A 24,737-nucleotide genomic window follows, 5' to 3' on the forward strand; every position below is an offset into this window, starting at 1 on the left:
CATGAGCGAGCCATCCGGATCCCCCGCACCGCGGACTGCTCACCGACGCGTCCCGCGGCAGGTGCAGGCCGCGCTTCGGGTGATCGGTCGAACGGCCGCCAAGGCGTGGGACGACTCGATCTTCAGCAAGGCCGCGACCGCTGCCTTCTGGCAGACGCTGTCGCTGCCGCCGCTGGTGCTCGGGCTGATCGGAACCCTCGGTTACGTGGGCGGATGGTTCGGACCCGACACCGTCGACATCATCCTGTCCAAGACCATCACCTTCAGCCGGACCATCTTCAGCGAGAACGTGGTCGACGGCATCATCAGCCCGACCGCCACCGATGTGCTGGTGCGGGGACGCCCCGAGTTGATGTCGCTGGGCTTCCTGTTGTCGCTGTGGGCGGGCTCGTCGGCGATCTCGACGTTCGTCGATTCGATCGTCGAGGCTCACGGTCAGCAGGAGCATCGGCACCCGGTGTGGCAGCGCTTCTTCGCACTGATTCTGTACGTGATGTTTCTCATCCTCGCGGTGTTCACGCTGCCGCTGGTGGCTCTCGGACCGAATCTGATCGGCCGGGCGCTGCCCGAGTCCTGGTACGACATCGGGTCCCGGATCGTCGACACGTTCTACTACCCGGCGGTGGGCCTGCTGCTGCTGGTCGGTTTGACCACGCTGTACAAGGTGGCGCTGCCCAAGACGTTGCCGTGGCATCGACTGCTCGGCGGTGCTCTCGTCGCCGGGGCCTTCTTCCTGGCCGCCAGCGAGGGCCTGCGCTGGTATCTGAGCTGGATTGCCGGCACCGGCTACACCTACGGCGCGCTCGCCACGCCCATCGCTTTCCTGCTGTTCACGTTCTTCCTCGGCTTCGCGGTCGTGCTCGGCGCCGAGTTCAATGCGACCGTGCAGGAGTTCTGGCCGGCGCGGGCGACCCGGCTCGAGCAGTGGCGCGAGTGGCTGGCGCAGCAGGCCGCTCAGCAGCCGTCGCCGGAACTCGGACCGGTGACGAACCTGACCCGCCGGCTGACCACGAATCCGGTGCGGCTGTCGGATCTGCTCCGCCCGGGCGACCGGACTCCGGAATCGTGCCCGATCGACGACAAGCCGGAGGACTTGCGATCGGGGGTCTCAGGGCCGGTCGACGCGGCACCGGAGAGCTTCCTGCGGGGCACGTCCGGACCGCACGAGACCCCGTCGCACGATGCCGCCCCACCGCGTGAGATTCCGGTGGAGGACACCGGGCAGGCACCGAGTCCCGACCCGATCGTCCGGGCCGGGACTCCGCAGGCCGGCTCTACTGCTTCTTCGCTGCCTCAGTCGCCCTTGCGAAGGCCGTCGTAGACCTTCTTGCACTCGGGGCACACCGGCGAACCGGGCTTCGGCGACCGCGTGACCGGGAACACTTCACCGCACAGCGCGACGACGTGGGTTCCCATGACCGCGCTCTCGGCGATCTTGTCTTTCTTCACGTAGTGGAAGAACTTGGGAGTATCGTCACCGGTCGATTCGTCGGTGGTGGTATCGGGCCGTTCCTTGATCTGGGTGCTCACGGTTCCATGATGCCGCACCGCGTGTGCATTCGACACGGCGGAGTGGGACAGTAGAGGGATGGCGAGAACTCCAGGTTTCGGTGGATCCCACGAGAGTGGATCACCCGACAACCCGATTCTGATCACCGAGGCCGCCACGTCTCTCGAGGACCAGCACCGGGCACGGGTCCGCAAGTACATGACCATCATGGCTTTTCGCATTCCGGCGCTGATTCTCGCGGCGCTGGCCTACGGCGCCTTCGAGAATCCGTGGATCTCGATGGCGATCATCGGCGTGTCCATTCCGCTGCCGTGGATCGCGGTGCTCATCGCCAACGATCGGCCGCCGCGCTCGAAGGACGAACCGAGCCGCTGGGACGGTCGGCGCGCGGACATCGCCGCGACCGAAGCCCTGGAGGCCCCCAAACCGCACGTCATCGACGGCTGACCCTCGCGGCCGTCGGCGTGTCCGGCTGCTGCGAGAATGCAGGGCGTGGACCGTGACCTGCTGCTGTCGATCTGTTCCCCCCTGCGCACCGCGCTGCTCCGTTGCCGGTACGACACCGACACCATGCTCGAACTGCTCGGGCCGGACTCACACGCGGCGCTCGGCCGCAGCGAGCCGGTGCCGGTCCGCCGCGCGGCCGTTCGTGGCGGCGACCTGGGCACGCTGATCCGGCTGTTCCTGCTCGGCGACACGTGCCCGACCGAGGAGGTCGCGGCGGCGCTGGAACCGGTCGCGATCGACACCGCGGTTGCGGCGGGGCTGCTCGAGCACGACGGTGACGGCGTGCGTGCCGCCTTGGACCTGCGTCCGCTCGACGCCGGCACCGGAACCCGGTGGATGCTGTCCGATCTCGACGGCGCGATCCGCCCGGTCCCGACGCGTCCGGACCATGTGCTCGGCGTCGGGCAGGCGTCGCTGTCGCTGCTGCGGGCCATCCCGGCCGATCCGGTCGGGACGATCCTGGACCTGGGCACGGGCTGCGGCGTGCAGGCGGTGCGGGCCACCGATTTCGCCGAGAAGGTCACCGCCACCGACGTCAACCCCCGCTGTCTGGCGCTGGCGGAGGTTACCGCCGCACTCAACGAGGTCGAACTGGAACTGCTCGAAGGTTCGTGGTTCGAACCGGTCGCGGGCCGGCGCTTCGATCGGATCATCGCCAATCCCCCGTTCGTGGTGAGCGCCGGACGCATCGAGCACAGCTACCGCGATTCGGGTCTGGATCTGGACGGTGCGAGCAAGCTGATGGTGTCGCAGGCCGTCGACCATCTCGAACTCGGCGGGACCGCCGCGATGCTCGCGTCGTGGGTGCACGTGGAGGACGAGGATTGGCGGGCACGCGTCGCGTCGTGGCTGCCGGCCCACGGCGTCGACGCGTGGATCGTGCAACGTGATGTGGCCGACCCCGCCCTGTACGTCGGCACGTGGCTGCAGGACGGCGACGCCGATCCGCGCGACCCCGCGGTCGCCGATCGGGCGGAGGCGTGGCTCGATCATTTCGACAGCCATCGCGTCGAAGGCGTCGGGTTCGGGTTCGTGTACCTGCGCCGCACCGACGAGCCGTCGGACGTGCTCGCCGAGGACCTACGGCACGGTTTCACCGATCCGCTGGGCGCGGAGGCGCTCGCCTACTTCGAGCGGCTGGCGTGGTTGCGCGACCACGATGTCCTCACGGCCCGGTTCGCGGTCCGCGCGGACACCGCACTCGAGCGGGTGTACCTGCCCGGCGAGGACGGATGGCGGCAGGTCGTGGCGCGGGTGCACCGCGGTGACGGACCGGCCTGGCAGCACGAGGTCGACGACCTCGCCGCGGCGTTGCTCGCCGGCATGCGCCGGGACGGCCTCGTGTTGGAGGAGCTTCTCGCGCTGCTCGCGGTCGCACACGGCGAGGACGAGGAGGCGCTCGCCGAGCAGGCGATACCGCTCGTCCACGGTCTGGTGCGGCACGGGCTGATCGAACCTGTGTGAGGGCGTGACGAGGGAGCCGAGGGGGTGCCGTCGCCGGTTCCCCCGCGGTTCCCCGCCACAGATCTTCTCAGCAACTTCTCAGGACCGCTCCCCCATCGGCGCAGGTCAACAGCATCGACACTCGGGAACCTCGGGAACTTCCGTGCCCGCCCCGACGTTGAACGCTGTGAGACACCACCGATGAGGAGGCACGTCATGGCACGCCCCGACACCTACGCTCGAGTCGATTCCGACCTCGATTCCCAGAGCCCGGCCGCGGACCTGGTCCGCGTCTATCTGAACGGCATCGGCCGGACGGCCCTGCTGACCGCAGCGGACGAGGTGGAATTGGCCAAGCGGATCGAGGCCGGCCTGTACGCGCAGCATCTGCTGGAAACGAAGAAGCGCCTGAGTGCCGCCAAGAAGCAGAACCTGGCCATCCTGGTGCGCGACGGCCAGGCCGCGCGCAGCCACCTGCTCGAGGCGAACCTGCGCCTGGTCGTGTCGCTCGCGAAGCGCTACACCGGCCGCGGCATGCCGCTGCTGGATCTGATCCAGGAGGGCAACCTCGGCCTGATCCGCGCAATGGAGAAGTTCGACTACGCGAAGGGCTTCAAGTTCTCGACCTACGCGACCTGGTGGATCCGTCAGGCCATCACCCGCGGTATGGCCGATCAGTCCCGCACGATCCGCCTGCCCGTCCACCTCGTCGAGCAGGTCAACAAGCTGGCTCGCATCAAGCGGGAACTGCACCAGCAGCTCGGCCGGGAGGCCACCGACGAGGAGCTGGCGGCCGAGTCGGGTATCCCCGTGGAGAAGATCGCCGACCTGCTCGACCACAGCCGCGACCCGGTGAGCCTCGACATGCCGGTCGGCAACGACGAGGAAGCGCCGCTCGGCGATTTCATCGAGGATGCCGAGGCGACCTCCGCCGAGAGCGCCGTGATCGCGGGTCTGCTGCACAGCGACGTCCGCAGTGTGCTGGCCACCCTCGACGAGCGTGAACAGCAGGTCATCCGCCTGCGGTACGGGCTCGACGACGGGCAGCCGCGCACCCTCGACCAGATCGGCAAGCTGTTCGGCCTGTCCCGGGAACGGGTCCGGCAGATCGAACGCGAAGTGATGGGCAAACTCCGCGAGGGCGATCGAGCAGAACGCCTCCGCGCCTACGCCAGCTGACCGGGCAAGTCAGCGCCGACGATCCCCGAGAACCGGGCTGGGTTCTCGGGGATCGTGGTTTTCGGGGCTTCTTGCACTCCCTGGGCGGAGTGCCGTTCAGCGCAACCGGCGGGGCCCGAGATCCAGCGGGTGCGGCTCGGGACCGATCCGCAGATGCGCGTCGGTCAGTTCGGCGCCGATCGCCGACGCGAGGACCGGTTCGCACGCGATCTCCCGCACCTCGGGAAGGTCGTCGGCGAGCGCGGAGATGCGCTGGACGAAATCGACGAGTGCGGCCTTGCTGACGGGAGCGGCGTTGCGGTACCCCGACAGCAGCGGAGCGGCCTTCGGGGCGTCGATGAGTTCCGCGGCCTCGTCCTCGGTCAGCGGCAGAACCCGGTAGGCGCGGTCGCCGAGCAGATCGGAGATGACCCCGGCGAGCCCGAAGGAGATCAGAGACCCGAACGACGGGTCGTCCTGGACACGCACCACGCAGCCGATGCCCTTGGTGGCCATCTTCTGCACGTGCATGAGCGGTTCACCGGACGCCGCCGCCAGGTCGCGGTAGGCGATCCGGACCGCTTCGCCGTCGAGCAGGTCGAGACGCACGCCACTCAGATCCGGCCGGTGCCGCCATTGGGCGCCGGTGGCCTTCACCGCCACCGGATATCCGATCTCCTCCGCCGCCGCGACTGCTTCGTCGGCGGTGGTCACGGCCCGGAAGTCGGCGACGTGCACCCCGTAGCAGGACAGCAGCAGGGCCGCTTCGGAGTCGGACAGCCACCGGCCGTCGGGAGAATTGGCGAGCCAGCCGTCGACGAGACCGCGCGCCCGCTCCGGGTCGATGCCGGACGGACGGACCACCTGGGAGGTGGGGCGACTGCGCCATTTCGCATACCGCCACGCCCGGGCCAGGGCCCGGATAGCACGTTCCGGTCCCGGATAGGACGGCACCGACCCGCGGATCGGGTTGCCCTCGTCGTCGCGGACCGCGAGCACGTCCGGGATGCCCTCGGTCGCGAGGAAAGTACTGACCACCGGCTTCTCGGAATCGGCGACGACATCGCGCAGCGCCTGTGCGTACGGTTCGACGGTCACGGCGACGGGCGGCACGAACACCGCGATCACGGCGTCGACGTCGGGCGCGTGCACCGCCTTCGCGACCGCGTCGGCAAACTCCTGCGGGCTGGCCTGGGCGCCCAGGTCGTTGGGGGTTCCCGGCTGCAGTCCTTCGCTGCGGGCAGAGTCGACCGCCAGCATCCCGAGCGCGGTCGAGTTCCCGACGACCGCGACGCGCGGGCCGGAGGGAAGGGGCTGGTAGCCGAACAACAGTGCCGTGTCGAACAGCTGCGCGATGGAGTCGACCTGCACGACACCTGCCTGTTCGAACAGGTCCTTGACGATGGTGTCGTCCATCTCCCCGGTGTTCGCGGCCAGCGCCGGCGGCACCGCGTGGCGGCCGCTCTTGACCGCGACGATCGGCTTGCTCCGGGCGACCCGGCGGGCGATGCGCGAGAACTTGCGCGGGTTGCCGAAGCTCTCCAGGTACAGCAGCACGACTTCGGTTGCCGGATCGGTGTCCCAGTACTGCAGCAGGTCGTTGCCGGACAGGTCGGCGCGGTTACCGGCCGAGACGAACGACGACAGCCCGACCCCGGTCTTGGCGGCCTCGTCCAGGATCGCGATGCCGAGCGCGCCGGACTGGCAGAAGAAGCCGACGTTGCCCGCCGGCGGCAGCACCGGGGCCAGGGTGGCGTTGAGCCGCACCGCCGGGTCGTTGTTCGCGACACCGAGCGCGTTCGGTCCGATCAGCCGCATGCCGTGTGCCCGCGCCGCGTGTGCAAGGCGACGTTCGGAATCGCGGCCCTCCGGACCGGTCTCGCCGAACCCGGACGACACCACGAGCAGGGCCTTGACGCCCTTGGCGAGACAGTCGTCGAGCACGGCGTCGATGGCCTCGGCGGGCACCGCGGCGATGGCGAGATCCACCTCGTCGGGAATGTCCCGCACGGTCGGGTAGGCGCGCACGCCACGTACCGAACGGTGTTCGGCGTTGACCGGATAGACGGGTCCGGTGAATCCGCTGCGCAGCATGTTCACCAGCACCGCGTTGCCGACCTTCCGGCTGTCGGTGGAGGCGCCGATGACCGCGGCGCTGCGGGGGCTGAGCAGGTTGCGGACGCTGCGCGCCTCGGCGGCACGTTCGCGGGCGTTGCGCACCGAGACCAGCGCCTCGGTCGGGTCGATCGCGAACTCGAGGCGAACCACACCGCCCTCGAAACTGCGGCTGACCTGGTATCCGGCCTCACGGAAGACGGTGATCATGTTGCGGTTCTCGGCGAGGACCTCGGCGACGAACCGGTGGATGTCGTTCTCCGCGGCCGCACCGGCGAGATGCTCGAGCAGGATGGGTCCGAGCCCGCGTCCCTGGTGCGCATCGGCGACCGTGAACGCGACCTCGGCGGACTTGCCGTCTCCCTCACCGGGCAGCCCCTCGTACCGGCCGACGGCGATGATCTCGTCGCCGAGCACCGCGACGAAGGCGACCCGTTTGTGGTGGTCGACGACGGTGAAGTTGAACAGATCCTTCTTCGAGATCGTCGGGTAGGGACCGAAATAGCGCAGATACCGCGTGCGATCGGAGAGTTTGGAGTGGAACTCGAGGAGCCGTTCGGCGTCCTCCGGGACGATCGGCCGCAGGTGCACGGCCCCGCCGTCGGAGGCCAGGACGTCGGCGACCCAGTGACGGGGAAAGTTCCGCGCGACCTCGACCGCGCGCTCCTGAGCCGCCTTCTTCTCCGCCTCCGCTGCGGCCTTCGCCGCGTCCGCCTCGGAAATTGCGGGCGTGCCGTCGGAATCAGTCACGTGGGTCCTCCGGATCCAGGCCGAGCAGCGGGAAGGTGGCACGTCGTGTGGCGATGATCGCCGAATCGATCCGGGTCAGGGCTCGATCGAGGGAGGCGATGCCGGTCTCCGGTGTACCGCCGGGACCGTCCCATTTCAGATAGGACACGTCGCCGCCCTCCCCCATCGTGGTCGGCAGATCCACCCCGGGTGCGATCGTCGCGACCCGTTCGCGCCACTCCTCGGGAACGGCGGTGGCCGGATCGATCTCGCGATCGAGTGCCGCCGCGATCAGGTGGGTCCACGCACGGGGTACGACGCGCACGAGGCCGTATCCGCCGCCGCCGACGGCGAGCCAGCGGCCCTCGCAGTACCGGTCGGCGAGGTCGCGCATCGCAAGGTAGGAGGCGCGTTGCCCGTCGACGGTCAGCGACAGGTCGGCGAGAGGATCCTCGCGGTGACTGTCCGCCCCGCACTGGCTGATCAGGATCTGCGGCCGGAATGCCGCGATCGCACCGGGAACGATGGCATGAAACGCGCGCAGCCACAGTGAATCCACCGTGCCGGGCAACACCGGGATGTTGATGGCCGTGCCCTCGGCGGCACCGGACCCGATCTCGCTGGACCATCCGGTGTTCGGCCACAGCGTGGCCGGATGCTGGTGGATGGACACGGTCAGCACCCGGGGATCGCCGAGGAAGGCGTGCTGGACACCGTCGCCGTGATGGGCGTCGACGTCGATGTAGGCGATGCGGTCGTAACCCTGGTCGAGCAGCCACGAAATCGCGATCGCCGCGTCGTTGTACACGCAGAACCCGGCGGCCCAGTCGGCCATGGCGTGATGCATGCCACCCCCGATGCTCACCGCGCGCACGGCGCGCCCGGCGGCGATCTCCCGCGCGGCGGCCAGCGTGCCGCCCGCGAGGATCGCACCGGCCTCGTGCATGTGCGGGAAGATCGGGTTGTCCTCGGTGCCGAGCCCGTGGGCGGCATCGGGTTCGACGTGCCCGGAATCCGGTTGCTGCGCACCGGCGCGTTTCACCGCCTCGACGTATCCGGGAGTGTGGATCCGCAGCAGCTCGGCGTCGGTTGCGGCTGTGGGCCGGACGGTTTCGACGCCGTCGAGCAACCCGATGTTCCGGGACAGCGCCATCGTCAGATCGAGTCGTGTCGGGTTCATCGGATGGGTCGGGCCCCATCGGTAGCCGAGATAGTCCGGGCTCCACACCACAACGCGATCGCTGTCCAGATGTGCCGAACCGCCGGTCGCGGTGGATGTGGTGGTCATGCCTGCAGACGCTACTGCGCGCCCCCGGTCGACGCGAGCACCGCGCGGCCCCACTGCACGTTTCGTCCGGCTAGAATCGGCCGCAGACGAAGGGGTGTGAGAGTGAAGGACCTGGTCGATACAACGGAGATGTATCTCCGGACGATCTACGACCTGGAGGAGGAAGGCGTCGTGCCCCTGCGGGCGCGCATCGCCGAACGCCTCGAGCAGAGTGGGCCGACCGTCAGTCAGACCGTTGCGCGGATGGAGCGCGACGGTCTCCTGCGCGTCGCCGGCGACCGCCACCTGCAGTTGACCGAGAAGGGCCGCGACCTCGCGGTGTCGGTGATGCGCAAGCATCGCCTGGCCGAGCGGCTGCTCGTCGATGTGATCGGACTCGACTGGGAGAACGTGCACGCCGAGGCGTGCCGCTGGGAACACGTCATGAGCGAAGAGGTCGAACGTCGCCTGGTGGAGGTTCTCAACAATCCGACGACCTCCCCGTACGGCAACCCGATCCCCGGGCTGGCGCAGCTCGGACTGAACCGTCCTGCACCGGAGGACGAGAAGCTGGTGCGGCTGACCGAGATCCCGCCCGGTAAGCCGACCGCGGTGGTCGTGCGACGACTCGCCGAGTACGTGCAGTCCGATCCCGACGTGATCGCGCGGCTGCGGGAGGCCGGGGTCGTTCCGGACGCGCGCGTTACAGTCGAGACGAAGCCCGGGTCGGTGATCATCACGGTCGCCGGTCACGAGGGTTTCGAACTGTCCGACGAAATGGCTCATGCCGTTCAGGTGAAGCAGGTCTGATCGAGGCCCTCTTCGCCGGCGGGTACCGGGCCGGCGAAGAGGGGTCGACGATCGTGAAGCTTCTGGTGACCGGCGGTGCCGGATACGTGGGTAGCGTGTGCAGCACCGTCCTGCTCGAACAGGGTCACGAGGTGGTGATCGTCGACGACCTGTCGACCGGGAACGCGGACGCGGTGCCCGCCGGCGCGGAGTTCGTCGAGGGCGACATCGGGAAGGTCGCCGCCGAGGTTCTCGGAGTGGGCGCGGACATGCCGCGGTTCGACGGGGTGCTGCACTTCGGCGCGCAGTCGCTGGTCGGCGAATCCGTCGAGGTGCCCGAGAAGTACTGGCAGGGCAATGTCGTGACGACACTCGCACTGCTCGAAGCCATCCGGCTTTCCGGGACACCGCGTCTGGTGTTCTCTTCTACGGCCGCGACTTATGGTGAGCCCGAACAGGTTCCGATCACCGAGGACGCGCCGACCCGGCCCACCAATCCGTACGGTGCTTCCAAACTCGCTATCGACCATGCGATTTCGTCGTACGCGCACGCGCACGGTCTGGCCGCGACGAGCCTGCGGTACTTCAACGTCGCCGGTGCCTATCACGGTGCGGGCGAAAACCGCGTCGTCGAAACCCATCTCATTCCGCTCGTTCTGCAGGTGGCATTGAAGCAGCGTGAACACATCTCGGTGTTCGGCACCGACTGGCCCACCAAGGACGGCACCGCGGTCCGCGACTACATCCACGTCAAGGACCTCGCCGACGCGCATCTGCTGGCTCTGAACTCGGCGCAGCCGGGCACGCACACGATCTACAACCTCGGCAGCGGAGAGGGATTCAGCGTCCGCGAGGTGATATCGGCCTGCGAACGCGTCACGGGTCTGCCGATCCCCGCGGTGGACGCGCCGCGCCGCGCCGGCGATCCGGCCGTGCTCGTCGCGTCGAGCCGCCGCGCCATCGAGGAACTCGGGTGGGAACCCAAGCACACCGATCTCGACGAGATCGTCTCGGACGCATGGGATTACCTCCGCGAGCTGGGCGACCGATCGCACGCCGCACGGCGCTGAGGTCATCCCGCGGGATCCGGCGGCGGTAGCGGGACACCGAGTCGCGCAGCGATCTCGAATCCCGTGTCGGCGAGACCCCGCACGGTCTCCGGGCGCAGACCCGCCTGCAACGCCTGATCGAGCAGGTCGGCCAGCCGGTGTCGCGGGTTCGCCTCGAGCGCCACCCCGAGCGCAACGCCGGCGAAGGGCCCGTCTCCGCGGATGTACGCCCCGAATCCGACGAGCGCGGCCGCCTCGGCGCGCTCGGGGTCGGGCAACGACCGCGTCAGCGTGATCCACAAGCGCTCGGCCGCATCCGCGTACGGACCGGCCGCGAGCGCCAGCACGGCATCGCGGACCGTCGGATTCGACAGCAGCACAGCGAGTTCCGCCATCTCCGGCGCGAGTGTTTCGATTCCGTTGTCGTGATCGGCGATACGGTCCAGGACCGTTTCCAGTTCCATCCGGTCCGCGTGGTCGCGGCCACCCGCCCGGACCGCGTATTCGTAGGCCAGGTCACGGGAGTCGACCGCCTCGTCGATGTACCCGGCGACGCGGCTGCGCACCGGCATCGGCAGCGGTTCGAGAACCTCCGCCAGCTCGGTGCGTGATCGCCGGATGAGGCCACCCTCGTAGACGCGGGCGACGGCGACCGGAGACGCCGCCGGATCCGGCACCGTTCCGCGACGCGCATCGCGGCCGAGCGCGAACCATTCGCTTCCGCTGCCGATCTCCGGCACCGCGTGCACCCCGGCCACGTCGATGCCGTGGTGCGCCAGTTCCGCGATCAGGGCGTCGACGACCCGGCGGGCCTGGTCCACCGCCGCGCTGTCCGGCCGGTCCAGCCGGGGGTCGACGAGGACGACGAGAACCGCTTCGGCCCCGTCACGCGCACACACCGTGCCGAAGCGGGCGAACGCCGCGCCCATCAGCTCGGGGACCGGTTCGTCGCCGTCCGGGAGCAGCAGGTCGTGCCGCATGACGGCTCCGATCGCGGCGGCGCCCGGGGTGTCGCGGGACGGGCTCAGGCTCACGACGATCACGGAGCGGACCGGGGTGAACCCGAGCAGGGCGGGGACCGCGGCGATCAGTTCACCGGGTTCGGTCAGCCGCAGCGGACGGGAGGACGAGGCGAATGTGGTCATGCGCCGACCTTCCCCGATCCGGGTGCCGCTCGGGCGGGCCGACGACGGGAATCGCGGAATCTGGGGATGGATCGGGCGCCTGTGGACAACTCTCGCCGCACCACGGTGATCACGGACCCGCGGCGCCGGGATTGTCGGACCCGGCTGATAACGCGCCGGCTACCGGCGCCGAGTCATCCCGCGAGGATTCGCGCGACCGCGGCGTCGTAGACGATGCCGAGGTTGTCGAGGTCGGGATCGTCGGCCCCGAACGACATGTAGGTCACGAGCAGCCGGAGATCCCCGATCTGCGCGATGCGGGTGCGCATCGACTGGGTGACCGCGTCGTCCCCCCTCCCGGATCGCACCGTGCGGGACAGTTCGAGGGTGTCGACTCCCGCCGCCGGCGACGGCGGCGCGGATTCGGGAACCGTCGTGACGGTCGCGGTGGCACCGCGGTGGGTGGTCTCGATCTCCGGGCAGTCCGCGAGGTAGGTGCGCAGGTTCTCGAGCGGTGCTGCGCCCGCGACGAGTTCGACGCTGATGGTGGCTCGCCGGTCGTTGTCGGTGCCCACGACCATGGCGGTGCCGTCCGGCCCGTAGTCCTGTACGGGTGGCAGGCACCCGGGCGGGTTCACCTTGGCACCGACCGGGACACCGGTCAGGTCCGGAGCGGCCTGGGCGACCGCCTGCGGTGGCAGGACGACGGCCACGTAGGGCTCGGGGAATTCCTCGGGGGGCAGCAGGAGCTCCGCCGGAGGCCGTGACGAGGGTGAAGCCGGTGCGGTCGCCGCGAGACCGTCGACCGAGGACGCCTGTGGAAGGGGCGCACCGGGGACGGTGGTCGCGCACGCGGTGACGACGAGAAGCGCCGGCAGTGCCGCGACCACCGCCGATCGTGCGCGCCGGAACCGGCCCCGCGAGTGGGATTCTCGACGATCGTGCCCTGCCACTGGGACCTCCGACGCTCGACGACCCGGTCCCGTGCCCGGGCATGAGCCGTTCACCGGTTCAACTAGACTCGTTGTCCACCATGCCACGTCGCGTGCCTTCGGGTGGCGCGGGTGGTTCAGACGATCGGAGTGTTTGCATGGACGAGCAGTCCCGCATGTACGAGCTGGAGTTCCCCGCTCCGCGCCTGACGTCGGCGGATGGTCGGGGGCCCGTGCTCGTGCACGGACTGGAAGGGTTCGCCGACGCCGGGCACGCGGTGCGGCTGGCGACGACGCATCTTCGGGAGAGCCTCGAGACCGAACTGGTCGCGTCGTTCTCGGTCGACGAGCTGATCGACTACCGCTCGCGCCGGCCGCTGATGACGTTCAAGTCCGATCACTTCTCCGACTACGCCGCGCCCGAGCTGAACCTGTACGCGCTCGTCGACACCGACGGGACTCCGTTCCTGCTGCTCGCCGGCGTGGAGCCGGACCTGAAGTGGGAGCGGTTCATCACCGCGGTCCGGCTGCTGGCCGAGCAGTTCGGGGTGCGCCGGACCATCGGGATCAACGCGATTCCGATGGCGATCCCGCACACCCGTCCGCTGGGGGTCACCGCCCATTCGACGAACAAGGATCTGATCGCCGACCACCACCGCTGGTCCGGAGAACTGCAGGTGCCGGCCGGGGCGTCGTCGCTGCTCGAACTGCGGATGGCGCAGCACGGGCACGAGGCCGTCGGGTTCTCCGTCCACGTTCCCCACTATCTCGCGCAGACGGACTACCCGGCCGCAGCCGAGACACTGCTCGAGCAGGTCGCGGAGGTCGCGGATCTGAAGCTGCCGCTGGAGGCGCTCGGTCAGGCCGCGGCGCGCGTGCGCGAGCAGGTCGACGAGCACATCGGCGACAACGAGGAGGTCCAGACGGTGGTCCGCGCGCTCGAACGTCAGTACGACAGCTACGTGGCCGCGCAGGAGCAGCAGGCGTCTCCCCTGCCCGCCGACGAGAGCCTGCCGACGGGCGAGGAACTGGGTGCGGAGTTCGAGCGGTTCCTGGCCGAGTACGAGCGCCGTGACGACGATCCGGGCACGACGCCGTAGGCGAAGTTACGGTCCGGCAGCGGCCGGACCTGCGGCGATTACCGGGCGGTTACTTCGCTGTTACTCTTCGTGTTGTCCGGGCCACATACAGTCGGTACGCTCACCGAGCATGCAAGAGTGGGCAGGCGGTAGAACACCGGCCGGCCTTCCGACGGTCCTCGTGACCCCGGATCCTCGCGACGTCGTCAGGAGACGTTCATGGGTACAGCGCGCACACGGAAACTCCGCCCGGTTCCCGACTCCGAACCGCGTTTGGTCTTCCGCACGATCCACGGCTACCGCCGCGCCTTCCGGCTCGCCGGGAGCGGTCCCGCGCTGCTGCTGATCCACGGGATCGGTGACAACTCGTCGACGTGGCAGGAGATCATCCCCCACCTCGCGGAGAACTACACCGTCATCGCCCCCGACCTGCTCGGCCACGGCCGTTCCGACAAGCCGCGCGCCGACTATTCGGTCGCCGCGTACGCGAACGGCATGCGCGATCTGCTGTCGGTCCTGGACATCGACAAGGTCACCGTGATCGGGCACTCGCTCGGTGGCGGCGTCGCGATGCAGTTCGCCTACCAGTTCCCGCACATGGTCGATCGCCTCATCCTCGTCTCCTCCGGCGGCGTCACCAAGGACGTGCATCCGGTCCTGCGTCTGGTGTCGATGCCGGTGTTCGCCGAGGCGCTCAAGCTGTTGCGGCTGCCCGGCGCCCTGCCGGCGGTCAAGATCACGGGCAACGTGCTGAGCCGGCTGCACGGCACCCCGCTGCGCCCGGGCGCACTGCTCCACGACACCTCCGATCTGGTCCGGGTGCTCAGCGAACTGCCCGACCCCACCGCCTACGAGGCGTACCTGCGCACCCTCCGCGCGGTCGTGGACTGGCGCGGGCAGGTCGTCACCATGCTCGACCGCTGTTACCTCACCGAGAACCTGCCGGTACAGCTCATCTGGGGCGATCGCGACAGCGTGATCCCGGTCGGCCACGGCTATCTCGCCCATTCCGCGATGCCGGGCTCCCGGCTGGACATCTTCCGCGGTGCCGGGCACTTCCCGTTCCGCGACGATCCGATCCGGTTCCTGCGAGTCGTCGAGGAGTTCCTCACCACCACTCCCCCGCTCGAATTCGACGCCGAGCGCTGGCGGCAATTGCTCATCGCCGGTGTCAGCGAAAGCCAGATCGGCGGCGGTCCCGAGACCCGTATGGCGGTCCTCGACGCGATGGGCGCCGACGAGCGCAGCGCCACCTGACGAGTGCGGCGCCACCCGGACACGGACCGTGGCTCGTCGGCGGGCGAAGGTCGACCAGGGCGTGTCTCCCGAAATAGGGATTGGGAGACATGCCCTAGCCTGTAACGGTGCTGCTGCCGGATCTGATCCCCGACCCCGTCGACGAGGACTCGCTGTTCGACGCCTTCACCTCCTGGACGACGGACAGGGGCCTGACGCTCTATCCGGCGCAGGAGGAAGCGCTGATGGAGATCGTCGCCGGCTCGAACGTCATCCTGGCGACGCCGACGGGTTCGGGAAAGTCGATGGTGGCGCTCGGTGCGCACTTCTTCGCGCTGGCCACCGGCAAGCGCACCTTCTACACCGCACCCATCAAGGCACTGGTCAGCGAGAAGTTCTTCGCGCTGTGCGAGGTGTTCGGCGCCGACCTGGTCGGGATGATGACCGGTGACGCCTCGGTGAATTCGGGTGCGCCGATCATCTGCGCGACCGCGGAGATCGTCGCGAACCTCGCATTGCGGGAGGGCGCGGACTCGGACATCGGTCAGGTGATCATGGACGAGTTCCACTTCTACTCGGAACCGGACCGCGGCTGGGCGTGGCAGGTTCCGCTGATCGAACTTCCGCACGCGCAATTCCTGCTCATGTCGGCGACGCTCGGTGACGTCAGCCGGTTCCAGGAGGATCTGACGCGCCGCACCGGCAGACCCACCACGGAGGTCTCCGGCGCCGAACGTCCGGTGCCGCTCACGTACTCGTATTCGCTCGCCCCGATCGGCGAGGCCATCGAGGAACTCGTCACCACGCATCAGGCTCCCGTCTACGTCGTGCATTTCACGCAGGCCGCGGCACTCGAACGCGCCCAGGCACTCATGAGCGTGAACATGTGCAGCAAGGAGGAAAAGGAGGCGATCGCCGAGGCCATCGGCGCGTTCCGTTTCTCGACGGGCTTCGGCAAGACGCTGTCACGGCTGGTGCGCCACGGCATCGGCGTCCACCACGCGGGAATGCTGCCGAAGTACCGGCGGCTCGTCGAGCGTCTCGCGCAGGACGGACTGCTCAAGGTGATCTGCGGGACCGACACCCTCGGTGTGGGGATCAACGTTCCGATCCGCACGGTCCTGCTCACGGGTCTGACCAAGTTCGACGGCACCCGCATGCGCCAGCTCAAGGCCCGCGAATTCCACCAGATCGCCGGACGCGCCGGACGCGCCGGGTTCGACACGATGGGCACGGTGGTCGTGCAGGCCCCCGAGCACGAGATCGAGAACCATCGTGCGCTCGCCAAGGCAGGCGACGATCCCAAGAAGAAGCGGAAGGTGCAGCGCAAGAAGGCACCCGAGGGTTTCGTGTCCTGGGGCGAGGCGACGTTCGAGAAGATCGTGGCCGCACCACCCGAGCCGATGGTCTCGCGGTTCCGCGTCACCAATTCGATGCTGCTCAACGTCATCGCCCGTCCCGGTAACTGCTTCGACGCGATGCGTCACCTGCTCGAGGACAACCACGAACCCCGCAAGGCGCAGCGACGGCACATCCTGCGCGCGATCGAGTTGTATCGGGGTCTGCTGCAGGCCGGGATCGTCGAACGCCTCGACGCCCCCGACGAGGACGGCCGCTGGGCGCGGCTGACCGTCGACCTGCAGCGGGATTTCGCGTTGAACCAGCCGCTGTCGCCGTTCGCGCTCGCCGTCCTCGAACTGCTCGACATGGAGTCCCCCACCTACGCGCTCGATGTCGTGTCGGTGATCGAGTCCACCCTCGACGACCCGCGGCAGATCCTGTTCGCGCAGCAGCACGCCGCGCGCGGCGAGGCGGTCGCGCAGATGAAGGCGGACGGGATCGAGTACGACGAGCGCATGGAGCTGCTCGAGGAGGTCACCTGGCCGAAGCCGCTCGCGGAGCTGCTCGAGCCGGCCTTCGAGACCTACCGGGCCGGACATCCCTGGGTGTCCGAGACGCCGCTGTCGCCGAAGTCGGTGGTGCGGGACATGGTCGAGAAGTCGATGACGTTCTCCGAACTCGTCTCGCACTACGGGCTCGCCCGCTCCGAAGGGCTGGTGCTGCGCTACCTCGCGGACGCGTACCGGGCGCTGCGCCAGACCGTGCCGGATTCGGCGCGCACCGAGGAACTCGAGGACCTCACCGAATGGCTCGGGGAATTGATCCGCCAGGTCGATTCGTCGCTGCTCGACGAGTGGGAGCAGCTCGCCAACCCCGCCGTCGAGGCGGACGACCAGCAGCTCGCCTTCGGTGCGGACACGCCGCGCCCGATCTCCGCGAACACCCGCGCGTTCAAGGTGATGGTGCGCAACGCGATGTTCAAGCGGGTGGAACTCGCGTCCCGGAAGCGGTGGGACGAGTTGGCCGAGCTCGGTGACGGACTCGAGGCCGAGGACTGGGCGGATCTGCTCGAGCTGTATTTCGACGAGTACGACGAGATCGGCACCGGACCGGACGCACGCGGTCCGGGGCTGTTCTCCGTCGTGCAGGAACCGACGCTGTGGCGGGTGCGGCAGACGCTCGCCGATCCCGCGGGCGATCACGGCTGGGCGCTGATCGGCGAGGTGAACCTGGCCGAGTCGGATGCTGCCGGTGAGGTGGTGTTCGACGAGTTCGAGATCGTCGAGGGCTGAGCGATGCTGCTTCGTCGGGCCCGCCTCGCTCCCGGTGCGGACCCGGTCGATCTGCCGATCCACGACGGCCGTGTCGCCGGCAGTGCCACCTACGACCACAGTGTCACCGACGACGGTGCCGGGGAGGTCGTCGATCTCGACGGCCGCCTGGTGCTGCCCGGGCTGTGGGACTCGCACGTGCATTTCGACCAGTGGGCGCTGTCGCAGGCCGCGCTGGATCTGCCGGGTGCGCGCTCGGCCGCGGAGGTGGTCGCGCTGTTCGCGACCCGTCTCGGGCAATCACAACCGGATGTGGTGGTGGCGCACGGGTTTCGGGACGGCTTGTGGCCGGACGAGCCGAACGCCGCGCTGCTCGACGCGATCGCACCGCACCGGCCGCTCGTCGCGGTCAGCGCCGACCTGCACAGTGCGTGGCTCAATACCGCTGCCCTGCAGTATTTCTCGCTCGCTCCGCATCCGACCGGCCTGCTGCGCGAAGCCGAATTCATGCCGCTGATGAACGAGATCCAGCGCGTCGACCCCGACGTGCTCGACCGGTGGGTGGACGATGCCGCCCGCGCGGTCGCCGCCCGCGGAGTGGTCGGGATCGTCGACTTCGAGATCGCGGACAACATCGCCGCGTGGTCGCGGCGCATCACGGCCGGGACCGACCGGCTGAGGGTGCGCTGCGGTATCTGGCCGCAGTGGCTCGACGCCGCGATCGACGCGGGCCGGCGCACCGGCCACGAGATCCCGGGCACCGGCGGACTGGCCACGGTCGGGCCGATGAAGGTGATCGTCGACGGGTCGCTCGGCACCCGCACCGCCTACTGCCACGATCCGTATCCCGGCGGCGACCACGGCGTGCTCACCGTGCCGCCCGACCAGCTCGCGCAGTGGATGACGCGGGCACGCGACCACGGCATCGATTCCGCGATCCACGCGATCGGCGACCGTGCCTGCGAACACGTGCTGGACTGCTTCGAGGCGACCGGGGCGCGCGGCAGCGTCGAGCACGCACAGCTGGTCGCCGACGCGGATTTCGCCCGCTTCGCGCAGCTCGGGGTGACCGCCGGCATTCAGCCCGCGCACGTGCACGACGACGCCGAGCTCGCCGATCGGTACTGGGCCGGTCGCACCGCCCGCGCGTTCCCGTACGGCACGCTGCTCGGCTCGGGCGCGACGCTCTCGCTCGGTTCGGACGCCCCGGTGGCGCGGCTCGATCCGTGGCTGACGCTGGCCGCCGCCGTCGACCGCACCCTCCCCGACGGGCGGGTGTGGCATCGGGAGCACGAGTTGCCGTGGCCGGTCGCGCTCGCCGCGTCCACCGGCGGCCGGGAGCGGGTCACGGTCGGAGATGTCGCCGACCTGGTGGTGCTGGACACGGACACGCTTCCTGCGACCGGCGCGGCACTCGCCGAGACCCCGGTGTGGGGCACGATGCTCGGCGGTCGCTGGACGCACGGGCCTCTGTCCGAGAACTGAACCCCAAGACGACAGATCCGACCGGTACCCTGACCGGGTGAGTGACGAGTCTCCGCAGGTGTTCCGGCTGGCCTATGTCCCGGGGGTCACCCCGGCGAAATGGGTACGGGTGTGGACCGAGCGGATGCCCGATATCCCGATCGAACTGGTGCCGGTCCCGTCCACGTCCGGTGCCGCCTGCGTGCGCGAGGACCAGGCGGATGCCGCGCTGCTGCGACTGCCGCTCGAACGCGACGGGCTGTCGGTGATCGGCCTCTACACCGAGGTCTCGGTCGTGGTGGTCCCGACCGAACATGCGATCGCGGCCGTCGAGGAGGTGTCGGTCGCCGACCTCGAGGAGGAGACCGTCCTGCATCCGCTCGACGACGTGCTGGACTGGGCGAAGCTTCCGGGCGAGGAGGCCTTCGAACGTCCGGAAACCACCGAGGGCGCGATCTCGCACGTCGCCTCCGAGGTCGGGGTTCTCGTCACCCCCCAGTCGCTGGCCCGGCTGCACCACCGCAAGGACCTGACGTACCGGCCGGTGGTGGACGCCCCGCAGTCCCAGGTCGGCCTCGTGTGGCTGACCGACCGGACCACCGATCTCGTCGAGGAGTTCGTCGGGATCGTGCGCGGCCGCACCGCGAACAGCTCGCGGGGACGGCAGGACGAACCGGACAAGAAGACGAAGCGCCGCGGGGAACGGCAGGGTTCACAGCCCCGAAAGGCCGTGGGCGACAAGAAGCCGAAGACGCGGCGCGGCAACGCCGGGCGCCCCAAGAGCGCCGGCCGGGTCCGGAAACGGCGCGGCTGAGCATCACCCGGCCCGACGACCACGTTCAGCGGGGCATCATGTCCTGCCACGTGGCCGGCTCGGCACCGGCGGCGAGATCACCCTGCCGGTACAACTGCCCGTCCGGACCGAAGTACCGTCCGGTGCGCGGATCGTACTGCGCCGAAGCAGGTTCCGATACCACTCCGCGCGCGCTCGGGATCGGCGGGAGCGCCGCCTCCGGCGCCACGAGGGACCCGTCGGGATGGTATCGCGAATCCTGTGGCAGCCCTTGCTCTTCCAGGTTCGGGTCGTACGGATAGGGACCGACGACCGGCTGCTCGGTCGTAAGCGGCACGAATTCCCGGTCGCTGTTGCACAATTCGGCGGTCGCGGCGCGCTTGTCGGGATTGTTGGCGCAGGGAATGTTGCGGGCGCCGCGGACGGCGATCTGCGAATCCTGTGGGAGCTTGCAGTACAGGTCCTCCGGGGTGTCGACAGTGTCGGTCTCGTACGGAGGTCGCCACTGCGACGGCGGCAGGAACCCGACCGTGCAGGCGGGCGGATCGGAGATGCCGCCGATCCTGAAGTCCCCGAGGCCCAGTCCCGAGGCGTTCCTCGACGGTTGCACGGCCTGGATCATCGACACCGCCGGCGGCAACAGCACGAGCAGCTGTTCGAGTCCCGCGTTGTAGGTCACGGCGAGTTGGCCGACGGTGGTGAGATTCGCCAGCAACACCGGCAGCGTCAGGTCGACCGTGTCGAACAGGGCAGCGGTTTCCCGAGCGAAGCCCGGGCCGGTCCGCAGTACCGTGCGCAGCTCCGGATCGTCGGATACGACCTGTCCGGTGACCCCCGCCAGGCTGCGCGTCCACACGTCGATCGCGTCGAGGCTCTGCACCTGTGAATCGAGCAGGGGCACGGTGTCCTCGATCAGCGTCCGGGCGCGGTCCGCGACACCGTTCGCGTCTGCCGCGAGCGTCGACGACGAATCCAGCAGTGAACCCAGGTCGTAGCCGACTGCGCCCACACCGGCATGCATCTCGTCGAGCAGGTCGTCGAGTTTGCCGGTCGGGATGCTCCCGACGAGCACACTGAGGTTGTCGAGCATCGGTCCGACGGGCTGGGGCACGATCGTGTCGGCCACCTCGATCGCGGCGCCGTCCTCGAGAAAGGGCGCTCCGTCGCTGCGCGGCCTCAGATCGACGTACTGCTCCCCCACCGCGGACACACTCCGAACGTGCGCTTCCAGGTCCGCCGGGATGTCGTGGTCGTCGTCGAGCGAGAGTGTCGCGCGCACTCCGCCCGGAGTCAGGCCGACGGCGGTGACTCTTCCGACCTCGACGCCGCGGTAGGTGACGTTCGCGAACCGGTAGAGGCCGCCGGCGGTCGGCAGGTCGACGGTGACCCGGATGCGGCCGACGCCGACGAGCGACTGGGCCTGGATGTAGACGAACGTCGTGACGAGCAGCCCGACGAGCCCGAGCACCGCGAACGCGACGAGCTGGAACCGGACGAAGCGCGACAGGATCATCGGGTGCCTCCCACCGCGGCCCCGAGCGGATCCCGGGTCGGCTGCGCATAACCCGGATCGCCGACCGCCGCCTGCACCACCGCATTCGGATCACCCCACGGGGTGCCCAGCAGCAGTTCGCGCTGGAGCCGGGGCACGGTGAGGTCGACCGTCGCGAACAGGTTCAGGTAGTCGCCGCGCACCGCCCGGTCGATCACGGACTGGCCGTACGGGTAGACCGTCGCGTACGCGAGGGCCTTGTCGAGATCGGCACCGACGTCGGCGAGGGCACGCAGCGTCGGTTCGAGGTGCTCGAGGTTCGTCACCAGATCCTGCCGGGTATCGGTGACGGCGACGGTCGCGGTGTCGCTGAATGTCCGGAGCCTGTCGAGCGCGGTGGTGAACGCCGGTCGTTCCTGCAGCAGTGTCTCGAGGGCGGCGGGCAGCCGGTCCAGTACGTCCGCGACCACGTCTCGCTGCCCGGACACGGTACCGGCGAGGCGCTCGAGCCCGTCGATGGTCTCGACGATGTCGGCGCGCTGGGTGTCGAGCGTGCCGACGAAGGTATCGAGCCGGATGAGCAGGTCGCGTGCCGCATCCTCGCGGCCGCCGAGCGCGTCGTTGAGGTTGGTGACGATGTCGCCGATCTGGCCGAGACCACCCCGGTTGAGCACCACCGCCGCGGCCGCGAGGGTGCGTTCCGTCGACGGGTAGGTGGCGGAGCGATCGAGGACGATCGTGGCACCGGGAGCCAGTCGTCCTTCGGGCGGTGAACCGGCCGGGGGGTTCAGCGCCAGGTGGCTCGATCCGAGCAGGCTGGTCTGCCCGACGGTCGCGACCGCGTTCGCGGGGACGGCGACGTCCTTCTCCACGGATACCTCGATGTCGGCGTGCCAGCCGTGGACTGTCATCCGGCCGACGCTGCCGACGACGACGTCGTCGATCATGACCGGCGAATTCGATTCGAGGGTGCCCACATCGGCCATCTCGACGGTGAAGGTGTACGAACCCTCCCCCCGGCCCGGTGTTCCCGGCAGTGGCAGCGAGTTCACCCCGTCCCACGTACAGCCGGACACCGTCGCCGCGACGACTGCGGCAGCCAGGAGCATCGCGGGCGTACATCGCGGGACGGCGGATGTTCGAGTTCTCATCGCGGCGTTCCTCCTCCGGGAAGCAACAGGTCGAGCAGGCTCGACGCGGGCGTCGCCGCCGGGGTGTGCGCGCCCCCGACCGCTGCAACGCCCCCGGCCTCCGGAATCAAGTGGGGTTCGGTGTAGATGAGGTTCTCGGGCCGCGCGGACGGTCCCTTCACCGGGTTGATCGGTGTCGGAAGATAGTTGAACGTCAGCTGATTCAGCAGCGGGCCGAGGTACCGGACGCACTTGTCCGCCGATTCCTGCGATGTCGAGTTCTCGACGGCGGCGATCCCGGCGCACACGAACTGGATCGGGTTCGAGAAGTTGTTGACGACGAAAACCCCTGCCTCGGTGGCGGTATCGGGATTGTAGATGTTGTAGAAGTTGGCCATGCTCGTCGGGAAGATGTGCAGCAACTGTTCGACGTCGTCCTTGTTGTCCACGAGGTTCTGTGTCACGCTCACCAGACGCTGGATCTGTTCGCCGGCACGGTCGCGGTTGTTCGCGACGAATCGCTGCACGTCGCCGACCGCGACGGACAGGTTCGTCACCGCCGCATCGAGGTCGGTGGTGTTGTCGTCGAGCACGCTGGTCAACGTGGCGAGCCGGTTCTCGAACCGGACGATCTGCACGTTGCTGTCCCGCAGTGTCGTCACGAACGTCTGCAACGCCGCGACGATGTCCGCGATGTCACCGCTGCCGTCGGCGAGAACCCTTCCGGCGCCGGACAGTTGCTCGATGGTGCTGCGGAGCTTGTCACCGTTGCCGGCGAGCGCGTCGGCGGTACTGTCGACGAATCGTCCCACCGCGCTGGACGAGAGGTCGCCGTCCGGGCCGAGTTCCGCCGCGAGGCGGGTGAGCTCGGTCTTGACCTCGTCCCACTCGACGGGAACCGCGGTGCGTTCGAGGGGGATCGTGGCGCCGTCGGCCATCGTCTCACCGGAGGTGCGGTAGGCCGGCGTCAACTGGACGTAGCGGGCCGCGACCAGGCTCTGGGCCACGATCACCGCACTCGCGGCCGCGGGTATCGGGACGCTCCGATCCACGGCCATCACGATCTCGGCGGTGGTACCGCGAGGCTCGATCGAGACGATGTGCCCCACCTCGACGCCCGCGACCCGCACCTGGTCGCCCTCGTAGATCGCGGTGGCGGTCGTGAATACCGCACGGATCGTTCTGGGGCCGAACAGCTCTCGGTACCCGATCGCGGAGGCGACGACGATACCGCAGACGAGAACGGCTGCGGCGAGCAGAACGATCGTGCGGCGTGTCATCGCGGCTCCTGACCGGGGACGGGGAACACGGCCGGCGGATCGACGCCGAGGGCCTGGTCGACGAACGGCTGGATCATGTGCCCGTCGACGAGGTTGGCGACGAACGCGTTGTAGAACGGGCCGCCGGAGACGGCCTCCCCCTGGGTCAGTGCGACCTTCGCCAGTCCGGGAAGCGCCGCGGCGATGTTGTCCCGGTTCTCCTCGAGCAGCGCCGCGACGGAGTTCAGCCGATCGAGCGTCGGGGCCAGTTCGGCTTCGTTGTCGGCGACCAGGCTCGACAACTGCTCGGACACCGCGGCGGTGTTCGCGAGCAGGTCCACGATCGCCTGCCGCCTGTCGGCGAGGACGGCGACCAGGGTGTTCGCGTCGAGGATCAGGGTGTTCACCTGCGCGCTGCGGTCGGCCAGGATGCCGGTGACATCGCGCGTCGCGGTGAGCAGGTCACGCAGAGACTCGTTGCGGTCGTTGAGCGAGCGCGACAGTTCCGTCAGTCCGTCGAAGGCCGGGCCCAACTGCGGTTCGATGCGCTCGAGGGTCGTGGACAGCAGATCCAGGGAGCGGTTCACCGCGTCGGTGTCGATGCCGGACACGTTCGTCGTCAGGTCCCCGACCGCATCGGTGAGCGAATACGGCGACGAGGTGCGGTCGGTGGGGATCACCTCGTTCGGGCGCAGCAGACCGGGCCCGTCCGACACCAGCGTCAGGATCCGTTTGCCGAGCAACGAGCCGGTCTTGATGTGGGCGACGGTGGCCGATCCCAGCCGCACCGACGAATCGACGGAGAACTCGACCAGCGCATCACCGTCGAGCAGCGACACCTTCGACACGGTACCGACCTCGACACCGGAGACGACGACGTCGTCGCCGGCTCGGAGCCCGCCGGCTTCGACGAAGGTCGCGCGGTACGGCAGCGTGGTCGCCGCCGTGATGAACGCCTGCGCCTGCAGCCCCACGAGCAGGATGCACGTGAGCAGGACGGTCCCGATGATGCCGTTCCGGATCAGGTTGGTGGATCGATAGCGCAGCAT

General features: G+C 69.1%; 20 protein-coding genes. 11 read left to right on the forward strand and 9 right to left on the reverse strand.

The annotated features are described in order from the left end of the window. Position 1: 1 nt before the first annotated feature. Positions 2 to 1,321, forward strand: a complete 1,320-nt coding sequence (locus ACN675_RS03690; RefSeq protein ID WP_420749562.1) for a YihY/virulence factor BrkB family protein — start codon at positions 2 to 4, stop codon at positions 1,319 to 1,321. On the opposite strand, the gene ACN675_RS03695 is transcribed toward ACN675_RS03690, so the two are convergent. Further along, complete coding sequence (locus ACN675_RS03695) at positions 1,294 to 1,530, reverse strand: DUF3039 domain-containing protein (protein WP_197256695.1); 237 nt, start codon at positions 1,528 to 1,530, stop codon at positions 1,294 to 1,296. The two genes, ACN675_RS03690 and ACN675_RS03695, sit on opposite strands and share 28 nt — an antisense overlap. Before the next feature lie 58 nt (positions 1,531 to 1,588). On the opposite strand from ACN675_RS03695, the gene ACN675_RS03700 reads away from it, so the two are divergent. The 3 genes from ACN675_RS03700 to ACN675_RS03710 all read left to right on the forward strand — a co-directional run bounded on the left by ACN675_RS03700 (position 1,589) and on the right by ACN675_RS03710 (position 4,639). Next, a complete protein-coding gene (locus ACN675_RS03700; RefSeq protein ID WP_197256697.1) occupies positions 1,589 to 1,957 on the forward strand; it encodes a DUF3099 domain-containing protein in 369 nt (122 codons plus the stop codon). 45 nt (positions 1,958 to 2,002) lie between these two features. Then, positions 2,003 to 3,481, forward strand: a complete 1,479-nt coding sequence (locus ACN675_RS03705; RefSeq protein ID WP_420749563.1) for a DUF7059 domain-containing protein — start codon at positions 2,003 to 2,005, stop codon at positions 3,479 to 3,481. A gap of 195 nt (positions 3,482 to 3,676) precedes the next feature. Further along, positions 3,677 to 4,639: a sigma-70 family RNA polymerase sigma factor gene (locus ACN675_RS03710; protein WP_420749564.1), complete on the forward strand. Its 963-nt coding sequence runs from the start codon at positions 3,677 to 3,679 to the stop codon at positions 4,637 to 4,639. Positions 4,640 to 4,735: 96 nt separating this feature from the next. Here ACN675_RS03710 and ACN675_RS03715 read toward each other — a convergent pair whose 3' ends face one another. Both ACN675_RS03715 and ACN675_RS03720 read right to left on the reverse strand, forming a co-directional pair. Beyond that, positions 4,736 to 7,483: a GNAT family N-acetyltransferase gene (locus ACN675_RS03715; RefSeq protein ID WP_420749565.1), complete on the reverse strand. Its 2,748-nt coding sequence runs from the start codon at positions 7,481 to 7,483 to the stop codon at positions 4,736 to 4,738. Then, positions 7,476 to 8,750 (reverse strand): acetoin utilization protein AcuC, encoded by a 1,275-nt coding sequence (locus tag ACN675_RS03720; RefSeq protein WP_420749566.1) that lies wholly within the window; start codon positions 8,748 to 8,750, stop codon positions 7,476 to 7,478. The genes ACN675_RS03715 and ACN675_RS03720 overlap by 8 nt, the downstream gene beginning before the upstream one ends. A 102-nt stretch (positions 8,751 to 8,852) precedes the next feature. Between ACN675_RS03720 and ACN675_RS03725 the strand changes: the two genes are divergently transcribed. Beyond that, entirely contained in the window at positions 8,853 to 9,539 is a 687-nt protein-coding gene (locus ACN675_RS03725; protein ID WP_420749567.1) for an iron dependent repressor, metal binding and dimerization domain protein, read from the forward strand. Between the two features lie 53 nt (positions 9,540 to 9,592). Then, a complete protein-coding gene (gene galE, locus ACN675_RS03730; protein ID WP_420749568.1) occupies positions 9,593 to 10,588 on the forward strand; it encodes a UDP-glucose 4-epimerase GalE in 996 nt (331 codons plus the stop codon). 2 nt (positions 10,589 to 10,590) lie between these two features. Here galE and ACN675_RS03735 read toward each other — a convergent pair whose 3' ends face one another. Both ACN675_RS03735 and ACN675_RS03740 read right to left on the reverse strand, forming a co-directional pair. Beyond that, the gene (locus ACN675_RS03735; protein ID WP_420749569.1) at positions 10,591 to 11,712 is read right to left on the reverse strand and encodes a DUF4192 domain-containing protein; all 1,122 of its coding nucleotides are present in this window, start codon (positions 11,710 to 11,712) and stop codon (positions 10,591 to 10,593) included. Between the two features lie 173 nt (positions 11,713 to 11,885). Next, positions 11,886 to 12,581, reverse strand: a complete 696-nt coding sequence (locus ACN675_RS03740; protein WP_420749570.1) for a sensor domain-containing protein — start codon at positions 12,579 to 12,581, stop codon at positions 11,886 to 11,888. 200 nt (positions 12,582 to 12,781) lie between these two features. On the opposite strand from ACN675_RS03740, the gene ACN675_RS03745 reads away from it, so the two are divergent. From ACN675_RS03745 to ACN675_RS03765, 5 genes are all read left to right on the forward strand, one after another. Then, positions 12,782 to 13,723: a proteasome assembly chaperone family protein gene (locus ACN675_RS03745; RefSeq protein ID WP_420749571.1), complete on the forward strand. Its 942-nt coding sequence runs from the start codon at positions 12,782 to 12,784 to the stop codon at positions 13,721 to 13,723. Between the two features lie 198 nt (positions 13,724 to 13,921). Continuing rightward, entirely contained in the window at positions 13,922 to 14,959 is a 1,038-nt protein-coding gene (locus ACN675_RS03750) for an alpha/beta fold hydrolase (RefSeq protein ID WP_420749572.1), read from the forward strand. A 107-nt stretch (positions 14,960 to 15,066) separates the two neighbouring features. Further along, positions 15,067 to 17,571 (forward strand): DEAD/DEAH box helicase, encoded by a 2,505-nt coding sequence (locus ACN675_RS03755; RefSeq protein ID WP_420749573.1) that lies wholly within the window; start codon positions 15,067 to 15,069, stop codon positions 17,569 to 17,571. 3 nt (positions 17,572 to 17,574) lie between these two features. Beyond that, a complete protein-coding gene (locus tag ACN675_RS03760) occupies positions 17,575 to 19,035 on the forward strand; it encodes an amidohydrolase family protein (RefSeq protein ID WP_420749574.1) in 1,461 nt (486 codons plus the stop codon). Between the two features lie 37 nt (positions 19,036 to 19,072). Further along, positions 19,073 to 19,828 (forward strand): LysR substrate-binding domain-containing protein, encoded by a 756-nt coding sequence (locus ACN675_RS03765; protein WP_420749575.1) that lies wholly within the window; start codon positions 19,073 to 19,075, stop codon positions 19,826 to 19,828. 25 nt (positions 19,829 to 19,853) lie between these two features. Here ACN675_RS03765 and ACN675_RS03770 read toward each other — a convergent pair whose 3' ends face one another. The 4 genes from ACN675_RS03770 to ACN675_RS03785 are packed head-to-tail and all read right to left on the reverse strand — an operon-like array spanning position 19,854 to position 24,737. Then, complete coding sequence (locus ACN675_RS03770) at positions 19,854 to 21,317, reverse strand: MCE family protein (RefSeq protein ID WP_420749610.1); 1,464 nt, start codon at positions 21,315 to 21,317, stop codon at positions 19,854 to 19,856. Beyond that, positions 21,317 to 22,450 carry an MCE family protein gene (locus tag ACN675_RS03775; protein ID WP_420749576.1) on the reverse strand — a complete coding sequence of 378 codons (1,134 nt, stop codon included), beginning with the start codon at positions 22,448 to 22,450 and terminating at the stop codon, positions 21,317 to 21,319. The genes ACN675_RS03770 and ACN675_RS03775 overlap by 1 nt, the downstream gene beginning before the upstream one ends. Beyond that, the gene (locus ACN675_RS03780; protein ID WP_420749577.1) at positions 22,447 to 23,709 is read right to left on the reverse strand and encodes an MCE family protein; all 1,263 of its coding nucleotides are present in this window, start codon (positions 23,707 to 23,709) and stop codon (positions 22,447 to 22,449) included. Before ACN675_RS03780 ends, ACN675_RS03775 begins: the two co-directional genes overlap by 4 nt. Then, the gene (locus ACN675_RS03785; protein ID WP_420749578.1) at positions 23,706 to 24,737 is read right to left on the reverse strand and encodes an MCE family protein; all 1,032 of its coding nucleotides are present in this window, start codon (positions 24,735 to 24,737) and stop codon (positions 23,706 to 23,708) included. The genes ACN675_RS03780 and ACN675_RS03785 overlap by 4 nt, the downstream gene beginning before the upstream one ends.

It is taken from the genome of Rhodococcus sp. O3, assembly GCF_048897285.1.
In the GTDB taxonomy this organism is placed as follows: Bacteria; Actinomycetota; Actinomycetes; order Mycobacteriales; family Mycobacteriaceae; genus Rhodococcus.

Coding starts and splice junctions, on each gene's coding strand:
- ACN675_RS03735 (WP_420749569.1), bottom strand. CDS start 11,712: ATGACCACATTCGCCTCGTCCTCCCGTCCGCTGCGGCTGACCGAACCC.
- ACN675_RS03690 (WP_420749562.1), top strand. CDS start 2: ATGAGCGAGCCATCCGGATCCCCCGCACCGCGGACTGCTCACCGACGC.
- ACN675_RS03700 (WP_197256697.1), top strand. CDS start 1,589: ATGGCGAGAACTCCAGGTTTCGGTGGATCCCACGAGAGTGGATCACCC.
- ACN675_RS03750 (WP_420749572.1), top strand. CDS start 13,922: ATGGGTACAGCGCGCACACGGAAACTCCGCCCGGTTCCCGACTCCGAA.
- ACN675_RS03710 (WP_420749564.1), top strand. CDS start 3,677: ATGGCACGCCCCGACACCTACGCTCGAGTCGATTCCGACCTCGATTCC.
- ACN675_RS03745 (WP_420749571.1), top strand. CDS start 12,782: ATGGACGAGCAGTCCCGCATGTACGAGCTGGAGTTCCCCGCTCCGCGC.
- ACN675_RS03760 (WP_420749574.1), top strand. CDS start 17,575: ATGCTGCTTCGTCGGGCCCGCCTCGCTCCCGGTGCGGACCCGGTCGAT.
- ACN675_RS03780 (WP_420749577.1), bottom strand. CDS start 23,709: ATGACACGCCGCACGATCGTTCTGCTCGCCGCAGCCGTTCTCGTCTGC.
- ACN675_RS03720 (WP_420749566.1), bottom strand. CDS start 8,750: ATGACCACCACATCCACCGCGACCGGCGGTTCGGCACATCTGGACAGC.
- ACN675_RS03775 (WP_420749576.1), bottom strand. CDS start 22,450: ATGAGAACTCGAACATCCGCCGTCCCGCGATGTACGCCCGCGATGCTC.
- ACN675_RS03785 (WP_420749578.1), bottom strand. CDS start 24,737: ATGCTGCGCTATCGATCCACCAACCTGATCCGGAACGGCATCATCGGG.